Annotated in this window: 14 protein-coding genes; 3 read left to right on the top strand and 11 right to left on the bottom strand. The window is 59.9% G+C overall.

The annotated features are described in order from the left end of the window. Positions 1-61 precede the first annotated feature (61 nt). Positions 62-796: a LexA family transcriptional regulator gene (locus NE357_RS05770; RefSeq protein ID WP_169429081.1), complete on the bottom strand. Its 735-nt coding sequence runs from the start codon at positions 794-796 to the stop codon at positions 62-64. Between the two features lie 210 nt (positions 797-1,006). On the opposite strand from NE357_RS05770, the gene mutS reads away from it, so the two are divergent. Both mutS and fdxA read left to right on the top strand, forming a co-directional pair. Further along, positions 1,007-3,589, top strand: coding sequence for a DNA mismatch repair protein MutS (gene mutS, locus NE357_RS05765; protein WP_169429080.1), 2,583 nt, complete (start codon positions 1,007-1,009; stop codon positions 3,587-3,589). A 164-nt stretch (positions 3,590-3,753) separates the two neighbouring features. After that, the gene (gene fdxA, locus NE357_RS05760) at positions 3,754-4,077 is read left to right on the top strand and encodes a ferredoxin FdxA (RefSeq protein ID WP_007908827.1); all 324 of its coding nucleotides are present in this window, start codon (positions 3,754-3,756) and stop codon (positions 4,075-4,077) included. A gap of 511 nt (positions 4,078-4,588) precedes the next feature. Here fdxA and rpoS read toward each other — a convergent pair. The 8 genes from rpoS to NE357_RS05720 all read right to left on the bottom strand — a co-directional run bounded on the left by rpoS (position 4,589) and on the right by NE357_RS05720 (position 11,794). Next, complete coding sequence (gene rpoS / locus NE357_RS05755; protein ID WP_007954831.1) at positions 4,589-5,596, bottom strand: RNA polymerase sigma factor RpoS; 1,008 nt, start codon at positions 5,594-5,596, stop codon at positions 4,589-4,591. Between the two features lie 106 nt (positions 5,597-5,702). Then, the gene (locus NE357_RS05750) at positions 5,703-6,584 is read right to left on the bottom strand and encodes a peptidoglycan DD-metalloendopeptidase family protein (RefSeq protein ID WP_169429079.1); all 882 of its coding nucleotides are present in this window, start codon (positions 6,582-6,584) and stop codon (positions 5,703-5,705) included. Positions 6,585-6,795: 211 nt separating this feature from the next. Further along, entirely contained in the window at positions 6,796-7,431 is a 636-nt protein-coding gene (locus tag NE357_RS05745; protein WP_169432601.1) for a protein-L-isoaspartate(D-aspartate) O-methyltransferase, read from the bottom strand. Positions 7,432-7,472: 41 nt separating this feature from the next. Continuing rightward, positions 7,473-8,222: a 5'/3'-nucleotidase SurE gene (surE, locus tag NE357_RS05740; RefSeq protein ID WP_169429078.1), complete on the bottom strand. Its 750-nt coding sequence runs from the start codon at positions 8,220-8,222 to the stop codon at positions 7,473-7,475. Then, positions 8,210-9,268, bottom strand: a complete 1,059-nt coding sequence (gene truD / locus NE357_RS05735; RefSeq protein WP_134825650.1) for a tRNA pseudouridine(13) synthase TruD — start codon at positions 9,266-9,268, stop codon at positions 8,210-8,212. The genes surE and truD overlap by 13 nt, the downstream gene beginning before the upstream one ends. Next, positions 9,265-9,738 carry a 2-C-methyl-D-erythritol 2,4-cyclodiphosphate synthase gene (ispF, locus tag NE357_RS05730; RefSeq protein ID WP_169429077.1) on the bottom strand — a complete coding sequence of 158 codons (474 nt, stop codon included), beginning with the start codon at positions 9,736-9,738 and terminating at the stop codon, positions 9,265-9,267. Before ispF ends, truD begins: the two co-directional genes overlap by 4 nt. 43 nt (positions 9,739-9,781) lie before the next feature. After that, entirely contained in the window at positions 9,782-10,627 is an 846-nt protein-coding gene (fghA, locus tag NE357_RS05725) for an S-formylglutathione hydrolase (RefSeq protein WP_169429076.1), read from the bottom strand. A gap of 54 nt (positions 10,628-10,681) precedes the next feature. Continuing rightward, positions 10,682-11,794: an S-(hydroxymethyl)glutathione dehydrogenase/class III alcohol dehydrogenase gene (locus NE357_RS05720; protein ID WP_169429075.1), complete on the bottom strand. Its 1,113-nt coding sequence runs from the start codon at positions 11,792-11,794 to the stop codon at positions 10,682-10,684. 115 nt (positions 11,795-11,909) lie between these two features. Between NE357_RS05720 and NE357_RS05715 the strand changes: the two genes are divergently transcribed. After that, complete coding sequence (locus NE357_RS05715) at positions 11,910-12,806, top strand: LysR substrate-binding domain-containing protein (protein ID WP_169429074.1); 897 nt, start codon at positions 11,910-11,912, stop codon at positions 12,804-12,806. On the opposite strand, the gene ispD is transcribed toward NE357_RS05715, so the two are convergent. Both ispD and ftsB read right to left on the bottom strand, forming a co-directional pair. Continuing rightward, positions 12,803-13,510, bottom strand: a complete 708-nt coding sequence (gene ispD, locus NE357_RS05710; RefSeq protein WP_169429073.1) for a 2-C-methyl-D-erythritol 4-phosphate cytidylyltransferase — start codon at positions 13,508-13,510, stop codon at positions 12,803-12,805. The genes NE357_RS05715 and ispD overlap by 4 nt on opposite strands. Then, on the bottom strand, positions 13,507-13,785 hold the full coding sequence (gene ftsB, locus NE357_RS05705; RefSeq protein WP_003222158.1) for a cell division protein FtsB: 279 nt from the start codon (positions 13,783-13,785) through the stop codon (positions 13,507-13,509). The genes ispD and ftsB overlap by 4 nt, the downstream gene beginning before the upstream one ends. Positions 13,786-13,889 lie beyond the last annotated feature (104 nt).

Below are 13,889 nucleotides of genomic sequence, written 5' to 3'. Positions count from 1 at the left end.
CCGGTTTTCTAGGGGCGAAAAAAAACCCGCCGTGGGCGGGTTCTATCTGAGAGAGGGATCGTTATCGGGCGTACATGCCCCACCAGAAGACGTGACCGAGGATGACGATCTGCTCGTCCTGCATATCCTGGAAGCTGTAGTCCTCGTCCGGATGCTCGTCGCGATTGAAGCTGCGCAGACGGATACCGGTAGGCAGGCGGTAGAGCTGTTTCACCCGCAATTGACCGTTGTGGTTGATCGCATAAAGGTCGCCATCGATGATGTCGCCGATCCCGCACTTGCCGGCGTTGACACCGACCGTGGCGCCGTCGCGCAGCACCGGCAACATGCTGTTGCCCCGTACGGTCACGCATTTGGCCTGGTCGAACTGCACGCCATTATGGCGCAGGCTGCGCTTGCCAAAGCGCAGGCTGGAGCGCTCGCTCTCTTCGATGACGAATCTTCCTGATCCAGCAGCCAATTCAACCTCGCGAAGGAAGGGCACGGACACCTCGTCGTCATCGACGGGCGTGTCATCGTCCCACAGGCTTATGTCCTTGAGTTCGGAATGCAACTCCTCGCGCCCGCCGCCGGCAACCGGCGCGACATCCGCGCGCCCGCGCAACTGATCGGTGCTCACGGCGAAGTACTCGGCAATCTTCGAAATATGTTTATCCGAAGGATCGACGATCTTCCCGCTGAGAATCCGCGAGAGAGTGGATTGAGGCACGCCGGTGCGACGGTGGAGCTCCGTGGGGGAGATCCCGTGCTGATCGAGCAGTGCTCTTAAGACGGAGGATACGTTGCGTTTTTGCATAACGCGCATAGTGCTTGAAGTTTTTCGGGATGACAAATGCTGATTTGCATAAATCGTGCATAGTCGAGCTTTTTGCGCCATATACCTGTCACCCGGCCGCGATGCCTGCGTCCAACAGACCGCCCATGGTAACCTTGCGCCCATCGCGGAAAAGCCCGGCGACCGCCCCGCTTTTGCCCCACATCTTCCAACGAGTTACCTGACAATCCGATGAATAAAGCCGTCTCCGACCTGTCCTCCCACACTCCGATGATGCAGCAGTACTGGCGCCTGAAGAATCAGCACCCGGACCAGCTGATGTTCTACCGCATGGGCGACTTCTACGAGATCTTCTACGAAGACGCGAAGAAGGCGGCCAAGTTGCTGGACATCACCCTGACCGCCCGCGGGCAGTCGGCAGGGCAGGCAATTCCGATGTGCGGGATTCCGTATCACGCGGCGGAAGGCTATCTGGCGAAACTGGTCAAGCTGGGCGAGTCGGTAGTGATCTGCGAGCAGGTTGGCGACCCGGCCACCAGCAAGGGCCCGGTCGAGCGTCAGGTAGTGCGAATCATCACCCCGGGCACGGTCAGCGATGAGGCATTGCTGGATGAGCGTCGCGACAACCTGATCGCGGCGGTGCTGGGGGACGAGCGCCTGTTCGGCCTCGCGGTACTGGACATCACCAGCGGCAACTTCACCGTGCTGGAAATCAAGGGTTGGGAAAACCTGTTGGCGGAGCTTGAGCGGGTCAACCCGGTCGAGCTGCTGATCCCGGATGACTGGCCAAAGGATCTGCCGGCGGAAAAACGCCGAGGCGTTCGCCGCCGCGCACCGTGGGATTTCGAGCGCGACTCGGCGCTGAAAAGTCTCTGCCAGCAGTTTTCGACCCAGGATCTGAAAGGTTTCGGCTGCGAAACGTTGACCCTGGCCATCGGCGCTGCCGGTTGCCTGCTGGCGTACGCCAAGGAAACCCAGCGTACCGCCCTGCCCCACCTGCGCAGCCTGCGTCATGAACGGCTGGACGACACCGTGGTGCTGGACGGTGCCAGCCGCCGCAACCTCGAACTCGACACCAACCTGGCCGGTGGCCGCGACAACACCCTGCAATCGGTGGTCGACCGTTGCCAGACCGCCATGGGCAGCCGCTTGCTGACCCGCTGGCTGAACCGCCCACTGCGCGATCTCACCGTGCTGCTGGCGCGCCAGACCTCGATCCGTTGCCTGCTCGACGGTTATCGTTTCGAAAAACTGCAACCACAGTTGAAAGAGATCGGTGACATCGAGCGGATTCTCGCCCGGATCGGTCTGCGCAATGCCCGTCCTCGCGACCTCGCCCGTCTGCGTGACGCACTCGGCGCCCTGCCTGAACTGCAAGTGGCGATGACCGACCTCGAAGCGCCGCACCTGCAACATCTGGCAAGCACCACCAGCACCTACCCGGAACTGGCAGCGCTGCTGGAAAAAGCCATTATCGACAATCCACCGGCGGTGATCCGTGATGGCGGCGTGCTGAAAACCGGTTACGACAGCGAACTCGACGAGCTGCAGTCGCTGAGCGAAAACGCCGGACAATTCCTGATCGATCTGGAAGCCCGGGAAAAGGCCCGTACCGGCCTGGCCAACCTGAAAGTCGGTTACAACCGGATTCACGGCTACTTCATCGAATTGCCCAGCAAGCAGGCTGAATCGGCTCCGGCGGACTATATCCGTCGTCAGACCCTGAAGGGCGCAGAGCGCTTCATTACTCCCGAGCTGAAAGAGTTCGAGGACAAGGCACTGTCGGCCAAGAGCCGCGCCCTGGCTCGCGAGAAGATGCTCTATGAGGCGTTGCTGGAAGATTTGATCAGCCAGTTGCCGCCGCTGCAGGACACCGCTGGTGCGCTGGCAGAACTGGATGTGCTGAGCAATCTCGCCGAACGTGCTCTGAATCTCGACCTGAATTGCCCGACCTTCGTCAGCGAACCGTGCATGCGCATCAACCAGGGTCGCCATCCGGTGGTCGAGCAAGTGCTGACCACACCGTTCGTGGCCAACGATCTGAGCCTGGACGACAACACCCGGATGCTGGTGATCACCGGTCCGAACATGGGCGGTAAATCCACCTATATGCGCCAGACCGCGTTGATCGTGCTGTTGGCGCACATCGGCAGCTTCGTGCCAGCGGCCAGCTGCGAACTGTCGCTGGTGGACCGGATTTTCACCCGCATCGGTTCCAGCGACGACCTGGCCGGCGGCCGCTCGACCTTCATGGTGGAAATGAGCGAAACCGCCAACATCCTGCACAACGCCACCGAACGCAGCCTGGTGCTGATGGACGAAGTGGGTCGCGGCACCAGCACGTTCGACGGCTTGTCGCTGGCATGGGCGGCGGCCGAGCGACTGGCGCATTTGCGCGCCTATACTCTATTTGCCACGCACTATTTCGAACTGACCGTGTTGCCGGAAGCCGAGCCGCTAGTTGCCAACGTGCATCTCAACGCGACCGAACACAACGAACGTATCGTGTTCCTGCACCATGTCCTGCCGGGGCCGGCGAGCCAGAGCTATGGCCTGGCCGTGGCGCAACTGGCCGGTGTACCCAGCGAAGTGATCGCGCGAGCCCGCGAGCACTTGAGCCGACTGGAAGACACTGCGCTGCCTCATGAAGCGCCAAAGCCGGCCGTCAAAGGCAAGCCGGCCGCCCCGCAACAGAGCGACATGTTCGCCAGCCTGCCGCACCCGGTACTGGACGAATTGGCCAAGCTGGATCTCGATGACGTGACACCGCGCCGGGCACTCGAAATGTTATATGCACTTAAGAACCGGATCTAAGCACTGAAGAACCGGATATAACGCAAACGGCTTCAAGCTGTTAGAATCTCGCGCGGTTCGGGATGCTGCTGGCTATTTAGCCTGGCTGGCAGACATCGCTCCCGAACCTGGCGACCCCAACCGTGAAGGGGCAACGCTGCCGCCGCCTGAGGAGAAAATTAGAAATGACCTTCGTCGTCACCGACAACTGCATCAAGTGCAAGTACACCGACTGCGTAGAAGTCTGTCCGGTGGACTGCTTTTACGAAGGCCCGAACTTCCTGGTGATTCACCCGGATGAATGCATCGACTGCGCACTGTGCGAACCGGAATGCCCGGCCGTCGCCATTTTCTCCGAGGACGAAGTTCCGGAAGAAATGCAGGAGTTCATTCAGCTGAACGTTGAATTGGCCGAAATCTGGCCGAACATCACCGAGAAGAAAGAATCGCTGCCAGACGCCGAAGAGTGGGATGGTGTCAAAGGCAAGATCAAAGACCTCGAACGCTGATTACCCCCGCGTTCACGCAAAAGGCCTCATGAGGGCCTTTTTGCTTTTCTGCGTTTTGCTTTTCTACAGGCAAAAAAAAGGGGCGGTTTGACCCGCCCACATTTTTTCCCTATTCCCTGTGTTCCTTTTCATCGTCCTGATGAATCGCGTCCTGCGATGTCCATTCCCCTCTTCCGTGAAGGGCGTGTCTATCCGTCGACACAACCCAGATACTAAAGAGTTCCCCGGTTTGGGCAACCGGCCCGTTCCGGTAAAGTCTCGTGTCATAAGCATTTAACATTTGAAAATATTCATATAAATCAAAAACTTGATCACGTCTCCACAGCGCAATGGATGTCTTCCGCAGTGTAAAAATAACGAACACTTACGAAAGAGTAAGCCAGGGCTTACACCGCGAGACTACAAACCCGGGAAATGACGACCGATCGTCAGGTTCCAGGCCGCTCGCCAGAGCCGGCCAACAAAAAGCCCCGAACGGTCGGGGCTTTTTGTTGGCGGTCATGCAGAACGCTTACTGGAACAGCGACTCGCTCGACAGGCCGTTTTTCTCAAGGATTTCCCGCAGGCGCTTGAGGCCTTCCACCTGGATCTGTCTCACCCGTTCCCGGGTCAGGCCGATCTCCAGGCCTACATCTTCCAGCGTGCTGCTCTCGTGACCGCGCAGACCGAAGCGGCGTACCACCACCTCGCGTTGCTTGTCGGTCAGCTCCGAGAGCCATTGATCGATGCTCTGCGACAGATCGTCATCCTGCAGCAGTTCGCATGGATCGGTCGGACGGTCGTCCGTGAGGGTGTCCAGCAGGGTTTTATCCGAATCCGGACCCAGCGAGACGTCGACCGAAGAAACCCGCTCGTTCAGGCCCAGCATGCGCTTGACTTCGCCCACCGGTTTTTCCAGCAGGTTGGCGATTTCTTCGGGTGAAGGTTCGTGATCGAGTTTTTGCGTCAGCTCCCGTGCCGCCCGCAGGTACACGTTGAGTTCCTTGACCACATGAATCGGCAGCCGGATCGTCCGGGTTTGATTCATGATCGCGCGCTCGATGGTCTGACGGATCCACCAGGTCGCGTAGGTCGAGAAGCGGAAGCCGCGCTCGGGATCGAACTTTTCCACCGCCCGGATCAGCCCGAGGTTGCCCTCTTCGATCAGATCCAGCAGCGACAGCCCCCGGTTGACGTAACGCCGGGCGATCTTGACCACCAGCCGCAGGTTACTTTCAATCATGCGCTTGCGCCCGGCGGGGTCGCCACTTTGCGACAGACGCGCAAAATGAACTTCTTCCTCCGGGGAGAGCAATGGGGAAAAGCCGATTTCGTTGAGGTACAGCTGCGTGGCATCGAGTGCCCGGGTGTAGTCGATGTACTTGTGTTGTTTAAGTGAAGCGGAGTGTTTGGATTTGGCACGAACGGAAGGTGGAGCAGCCCCTTCATCATTCGACATCGAATCCGAATCGATGCCGGTCTCCATCAGGAGAACCTCATCGTCGATGTCAAACTCCGGCACTTCTTTACTGAGAGCCATTGTTATAGTCCTTTGGTGAGTTCGACCCCAAGCTCAAGCGGCGCCTTTATCCTTGGCAACGCTGGAGCCTGTCCCCTCTACGTGAAAGAACAGGCTGGTCTGCAAATCAACGTCTTGGCAGGAACTGCAGCGGATCTACAGGTTTACCTTGTCGGCGAATCTCAAAATGCAGTTTCACCCGGTCTGTACCCGTTGACCCCATTTCGGCAATTGTCTGTCCGACTTTGACCTGCTGCCCCTCCCGTACCAACAGCCGACGGTTGTGTCCGTAAGCACTGACGTAGGTTTCGCTGTGTTTGATGATGACTAATTCGCCGTAGCCCCTTAAGCCACTCCCGGCGTAAACCACAGTCCCATCAGACGCAGCTAAAACAGGCTGTCCCAAATCTCCGGCGATATCAATTCCTTTATTCAAACTACCGTTTGAAGAGAATTTACCAATCAGAATGCCATTAGATGGCCATCCCCAGCCGGTCGGGGCTGGGCCCGGTGGAGGCAATGGAGCCGGTGCCGGCTTGTTGGCGACGGACGGTACAACCGTCGTCGAAGCGGCCCCGGAACCGGTGGTTGTGGTGGTCGTCGTGCCATTCGCCTGGCGCCGGATTATCGTGGTTTTGCTCGACGAAGACGGTGCCGAACCACTGCTGCTGGCCACCGCAGTCGACGTTGAACCCGGGCGCCCATCAAAGCGAATCGTCTGACCCGGGTGGATCGTGTACGGCGTAGGAATATTGTTCCGGGCAGCGAGGGCTTTATAGTCCCAGCCGTAGCGAAACGCGATGGAAAACATCGTGTCACCCGGACGGACTACATACTGTCCGGTCGTCACTGTAGGACGCTGGGCGACCGCGTTGTTGCGATCGACGACCCGAACGTTGTTCGATTTGGTGCTGGAGCAACCGACCAGCAAGGTGCTCAAGACAAGGCCAGTCACCAGGCGCTGAAAGCTCGTGTTACCCATACGCTGCGCAATGACTGTGAGACTCACCCGCCGCTCCCTTTGTGGTGGCTGAAAAATGTGGAATGCCGATTTCGGCCTGTAACGTCGCAAGTATAACGGGCGAATGCGGCTTTACCTTTAATGAAGCGTTATCGCTCGGCGCACACGTTTGCTCATGGACGATGAATTCTGTTTAAACAATCGGTGCCGGTGTAAGACAGGTGCACTCGCAAGGAATTCAGCGCCGAAAAACAAATGCTCAGGCCAGAGGCCCGTTGAGCAATGGCACAAAACGCACCGCCCCGAGGACGTGTCGGGAAAAGCCGTTTTCTTCGCGCACGATCAACATCAATTGCTGAACTTCGCCCGAGCCGACCGGGATGACCATCCGCCCGCCCGGTGCCAGTTGATCGAGCAGCGCCTGCGGCACATCGGTCGCCACTGCGGTGACGATGATGCCGTTGTACGGCGCCAGCGCCGGCCAGCCTTCCCAGCCATCACCCCAGCGGAACACCACGTTACGCAGGTTGAGCTCGACCAGTCGTTCCTTGGCCCGGTCCTGCAGCACCTTGATGCGCTCCACCGAGAACACCCGCTCGACCAGTTGCGACAACACAGCGGTCTGGTAACCGGAACCGGTGCCGATCTCCAGCACCTTGTCCAGCGGCCCCGCCTCGAGCAGCAGCTCGCTCATGCGCGCGACCATATAAGGCTGGGAGATGGTCTGGTTGTGGCCGATCGGCAGCGCGGTGTCTTCATAAGCACGGTGCGCCAGCGCTTCGTCGACGAAGAGATGACGCGGCGTGCGGCGGATCACTTCCAGCACGTTCGCGTTGGACAAGCCTTCTTCATACAGTCGCTGAATCAGGCGTTCACGGGTGCGCTGGGAGGTCATCCCGATACCACTGCGCAACCGGTCGTCGTGTTCACGAGCCATCAGTTGAGCCCCTCCAGCCAGCCGTCGAGACTTCTGAAAGCATCATTGAAGGTGCGATCGAGCTGCAACGGAGTGATGGAAACGTAGCCCTGCATCACCGCGTGGAAATCGGTGCCCGGCCCGCCGTCCTCTGCATCGCCGGCGGCGGCGATCCAGTAACCGGCCTTGCCACGGGGATCGACCACTTTCATCGGCGCTGCCGCACGGGCGCGATGCCCCAGGCGCGTCAACTGAATGCCACGAATGTGATCGATCGGCAGGTTGGGAATGTTCACGTTCAATACCGTACGCGGTGGCAGATCGAGCCCGGCGTGGGCCTCGATCAGTTTGTGCGCAAAGTGGGCGGCCGTGGGCAGATTGTCCACCTGCCGGGAAACCAGCGAGAAGGCAAACGACGGTCGCTCGAGAAAACGGCCCTCGAGGGCTGCCGCCACCGTTCCGGAATACAGCACGTCGTCGCCCAGGTTGGCGCCGAGGTTGATGCCCGAGACCACCATGTCCGGCTGGCGCTCCAGCAGGCCGTTGAGTCCCAGATGTATGCAGTCGGTCGGCGTACCGTTTAGGCTGATGAAGCCATTGGCCAGGTATTGCGGGTGCAGCGGACGATCCAGCGTCAGCGAACTGCTGGCGCCGCTCTTGTCCTGCTCCGGGGCGATAACCACGCATTCGGTGTAATCCGCCAGCGCAGCATAAAGCGCGGCGAGACCGGGTGCGGTTACCCCATCGTCGTTTGAAATCAGAATACGCATGGGCTGTCCGTCTGCCCCACCGGCACCAGATCAACGAGTTCGCGCACCAATACGGTGGCGAAGCATCCGGCCGGGAGGACGAATTCCAGTTGCAGAATGTCAGGCTCGGGATAATGCCACGTCAACCCGCCAATGGGCAGCCGCAGGATACGACGTTCGTGGCTCATACCGGCATTAATCAACCAATCGCGCAGATCCGCCTCGCGTGCGGCAATTGCCTGCTCCAGATCATGGACAGCGCCGGCGGCCGGTGAGTCACCTTCGCCCCACTGCGGGCCGGTCGGATGCAGGTCGAGAATCGCCAGGCGCGGGTCGCTGCATTCGGCAACACCCGCCGGGAAAAAGCTGCGGCTGTCGGTGAACGCCAGCAGATCGCCGACCTGGGCGCGCTGCCAGGTGCCATCGGCAACACGCGCCGCCAGCACCTGGTTGAACAGAAAACTGCGGGCGGTCGACAGCAGGCGCGAACGCACATTGCGCTGCTCCGGCAAAGCCTTGCGCGCTGCCCATGAACGAGCGTCGACCACATTGCCGCCGTCATGGCCGAAACGCTGGGCGCCGAAGTAGTTCGGGATACCTTGTTTGGCAATCTGTTGCAGGCGCTCGTCAATGGCGGCCTTGTCGCCATTGAACTGGGTCAGGCGCAAGGTGAAACCGTTGGCCGAATGCGCGCCGCGTTGCAGCTTGCGTTTGTGGCGGGTGGTTTTGAGGATCTTCAGCGTGTCGTTTTCCGCCGCCGACAGATCCGGGTCGGCCTTGCCCGGCAATTGCACGCTGAACCACTGGCGCGTCAGCGCCTGACGGTCTTTCAGGCCGGCATAGCTGACCGTGCGCAGCGGCACACCGGCGGCCTTGGCAATGCGTCGAGCCGCTTCCTCGGTGTTCAGACCGCGCTTTTCCACCCAGATCCACAGGTGCTCGCCGTCACCGCTGAACGGAATGTCGAGGACTTCATCGACCTGGAAATCTTCGGCGATGGCTTTCAGTACCGCGGTGCCAAGGGCGTCGCCATAGGCCCGCGGGCCCAGCAGTTGCAGTTCGTTCATGCGCGCAACAACAAGGCAACGGAATGCACGGCGATGCCTTCTTCGCGACCGACGAAGCCAAGCTTCTCGGTGGTGGTGGCTTTTACGTTCACTAGATCCAGTTCTACTTGCAGATCCGCGGCAATCAGCGCGCGCATCGATTCGATATGGGGGGCCATTTTCGGGGCCTGGGCAACGATGGTGTTGTCGACGTTGCCGACCTTCCAGCCTTTGGCGTGGATCAGACTGACCACATGACGCAACAGCACACGGCTGTCGGCGCCCTTGAATTGCGGGTCGGTGTCCGGGAAGTGTTTGCCAATGTCACCTAACGCAGCCGCGCCGAGCAAGGCATCGCTCAAGGCGTGCAGCAGGACGTCACCGTCGGAGTGGGCGAGCAGCCCGAAGCCGTGTGCGATTCGCACGCCGCCCAGAGTAATGAAATCGCCTTCAGCGAAACGGTGCACATCATAGCCGTGGCCAATACGCATAAAAAAACGCCCCGATTTTTGTCAGGGCGTGATTCTACCTGCATTAGCCCTTGAGGGCGCGCGCGTGATGCTGCAAGTGGTCGTCAATGAAGCTCGCAATGAAGAAATAGCTGTGGTCATAACCCGGTTGCAGGCGCAACGTCAGCGGATGCCCCGCCTGTTTTGCCGCTTGTTGCAGCGCTTCCGGTTTGAGCTGGGTGGCGAGGAAGTCGTCGCGATCACCCTGATCGGCCAGCAGTGGCAGTTTCTCGTCCGCCTCGGCAATCAGTGCACAGGCATCCCACTCGCGCCACTTCGAACGGTCTTCGCCCAGATAGCGGGAGAACGCCTTTTGCCCCCACGGGCAATCCATAGGGTTGTTGATCGGCGAAAACGCCGACACCGACTGGTAACGCCCCGGATTGCGCAATGCACAAACCAATGCGCCGTGACCGCCCATGGAATGGCCGCTGATGCTGCGTTTGTCCGAGGCCGGGAAATGCGCTTCAACCAGTGAAGGCAATTCCTGCACGACGTAGTCATGCATCCGATAGTGCCGCGACCACGGCTCCTGCGTGGCATTCAGATAGAACCCGGCGCCCAGACCGAAATCCCACGCGCCATCCGGATCCCCCGGAACGTCGGAGCCACGAGGGCTGGTGTCCGGTGCCACAATGATCAACCCCAGCTCGGCCGCCATGCGCATGGCACCGGCCTTCTGCATGAAGTTTTCGTCCGTGCAGGTCAGGCCCGACAGCCAGTACAGCACCGGCAGTTTGCCGCCCTGCTCTGCCTGCGGCGGCAGATACACGGCGAACACCATGTCGCAGCCCAGCACATCGGAGCGATGGCGATAGCGCTTGTGCCAGCCACCGAAACTCTTCTGACAGGAGATGTTTTCCAGACTCATGTAGGACTCCTACGCAGCCACGGCTGCGCATTGCAGCCGTGGCATCGCGATTGATCAGAAATGAATGACGGTGCGGATGCTCTTGCCTTCGTGCATCAGGTCGAAGGCCTTGTTGATGTCTTCCAGCCCCATGGTGTGGGTGATGAAAGTGTCCAGCGGGATCTCGCCGCTTTGCGCCATGTCGACGTAGCTTGGCAATTCGGTACGGCCACGCACGCCGCCGAATGCCGAACCGCGCCAGACGCGACCGGTCACCAGCTGGAACGGACGGGTGGCGATTTCCTGGCCGGCACCGGCAACGCCGATGATCACCGACTCGCCCCAACCTTTATGGCAGCACTCGAGGGCTGCGCGCATCAGTTGCACGTTGCCGATGCATTCGAAGGAGAAGTCGACGCCGCCGTCGGTCATGTCGACGATCACTTCCTGGATAGGACGATCGAAGTCTTTCGGGTTCACGCAGTCGGTGGCACCCAGTTGTTTGGCGATTTCGAATTTGGCCGGGTTGATGTCGATGGCGACGATGCGCGAGGCCTTGGCCTTCACTGCACCAATCACGGCCGACAGACCGATGCCGCCGAGACCGAAGATCGCCACGGTGTCACCCGGTTTGACCTTGGCGGTGTTGATCACCGCACCGATACCGGTGGTCACGCCGCAACCGAGCAGGCAGACCTTTTCCAGCGGGGCATCCTTGGAGATCTTGGCCACGGAGATTTCCGGCAGCACGGTGTACTCGGAGAACGTCGAAGTACCCATGTAGTGGAAAATCGTTTGGCCCTTGTAGGAAAAGCGCGAAGTGCCGTCCGGCATCAGGCCCTTGCCCTGAGTGGCGCGAATCGCCTGACACAGGTTGGTCTTGCCCGACTTGCAGAATTTGCACTGGCCGCATTCCGGGGTGTACAGCGGAATCACGTGGTCGCCGACGGCCACGGAAGTCACGCCTTCGCCGATCGCTTCAACGATTGCGCCGCCTTCATGGCCGAGGATCGACGGGAAAATACCTTCCGGGTCAGCGCCCGACAGGGTGTAGGCGTCAGTGTGGCAAACCCCGGAAGCCACCACGCGCAACAACACTTCACCGGCCTTGGGCATGGCGACATCGACTTCTACGATTTCCAGCGGCTTCTTGGCCTCGAAGGCAACGGCGGCGCGCGACTTGATCATGCTGACTCTCCAGTGAATCCATTGAATAAAAACCAGACAGGGAGTGTAGTCCAGCGCTGCTTGATGAATAATCCGGACAAAAGCAAAACATTATTGCCATACAGGGATAATCCCCATGTCCGAAAACCGCTGGGAAGGCATCGACGAGTTCGTCGCCGTAGCCGAATGCAGCCAGTTCACCGCCGCTGCCGAACGCCTGGGCGTTTCTTCCTCGCACATCAGTCGACAAATCGTACGGCTGGAAGAGCGTTTGCAGACGCGGCTGCTGTATCGCAGCACCCGGCGCGTCACCCTGACCGAAGCTGGCCAGACGTTTTTGCAACATTGCCAGCGCCTGCAGGATGGTCGCGAAGAGGCGCTGCGTGCAGTCGGTGATTTGACCAGCGAACCCAAAGGCATGCTGCGCATGACCTGCGCCGTGGCTTATGGCGAGCGCTTCATCGTGCCGCTGGTGACCCGGTTCATGGGGTATTACCCGCAACTGCGCATTGATATCGAACTGACCAACCGCCAACTCGACCTGGTGCACGAAGGCCTGGACCTGGCGATCCGCCTCGGGCGCCTTCAGGATTCCCGCCTGGTAGCAACTCGACTGGCCCCACGGCGCATGTACCTCTGCGCATCGCCGTCCTACCTCGAACGGTATGGTCGGCCACACAGCTTGTCGGAACTGAGTCGACACAATTGCCTGATCGGCAGCTCGGACATCTGGCAACTTGAACAGAACGGGCGGGAATTTTCCCAGCGGGTGCAGGGAAACTGGCGCTGCAACAGTGGGCAAGCGGTGCTGGATGCGGCGCTACAAGGTGTCGGACTGTGTCAATTGCCGGACTATTACGTGCTGGAACATCTGCACAGCGGCGCGTTGATCTCTTTGCTGGAAGCGCATCAACCGCCGAATACGGCGGTGTGGGCGCTGTATCCGCAGCAGCGGCACTTGTCGCCGAAGGTGCGCAAACTGGTGGATTTTCTCAAGGAAGGTTTGGCCGAGCGGCCGGAGTACCGGATTTAACGACGGTTGGCCCAGCGCTGGCGCAACCATTCCAAGTCTTCCGGACGGGTGACTTTCAGGTTATCCGCACGGCCCTCGATCAGACGCGGCGCCATGCCGGCCCACTCCATCGCCGAGGCTTCATCGGTGATCAGCGCATCGGCCACCAGACTGTCCGCCAGTGCCCGGTGCAAGGCACCCAGGCGAAACATCTGCGGCGTGTAGGCCTGCCAGATCACGCTGCGATCCACGGTTTCCACCACACGACCGTGCTTGTCGACCCGTTTCAGGGTGTCCTTCGCCGGCACAGCCAGCAAACCACCGACCGGATCGTTCGCCAGCTCAGCGAGCAATTTGTCGAGATCGTCACGGCTCAGGTTCGGCCGCGCCGCATCGTGCACCAACACCCAGTCCTCGTCATCAGCACCTTGCGCGTGCAAATGCAGCAAGGCGTTGAGCACGGAGCCGGAACGTTCGGCACCACCGTCGACCCGTTGAATTCGCGGATCGCTGGCGCTGGCCAAGTTCGGCCAATAAGGATCATCAACGGCAAGACTGACCACCAGGCCCTTGAGGCTCGGGTGATCGAGGAAACAGCCGAGGCTGTGTTCAAGAATGGTGCGCCCGCCCAGTTGCAGGTATTGCTTGGGACGGTCCGCGGCCATACGGGCACCGACGCCCGCGGCAGGAATCACGGCCCAGAAGGCCGGCAGAGAATCGATCATTGGGCCAACTGGTAAAGGGTTTCGCCGTCCTTGACCATGCCCAGTTCGTGACGAGCCCGTTCTTCAACGGTCTCCATACCTTTCTTCAACTCGCTGACTTCAGCGTCCATCACCCGATTGCGCTCCAGCAAGGCTTCGTTCTCGGCGTGTTGATCAGCAATCTGCTGATTCAGTTCGGCGACTTGCGCCAGACTGCCATTGCCCACCCACAGGCGGTACTGCAGACCGGCCAGCAGCAAGAGCAAGACGAGAAACAACCAGTAAGGACTGCGCATCGAATATCAGGTATCCAGTGAAAAAAGACAGCCACGCAAAAAACTTTGAAGCATCTGATAGCACGAAGCCTGGAATATCCAGGCTTGTGCATATAAGGCATCAG

It is taken from the genome of Pseudomonas sp. G7(2022), assembly GCF_052660475.1.
The sequence above is the reverse complement of the archived record's forward strand: the minus strand, read 5'-3'. Positions and strand labels throughout refer to the sequence as shown.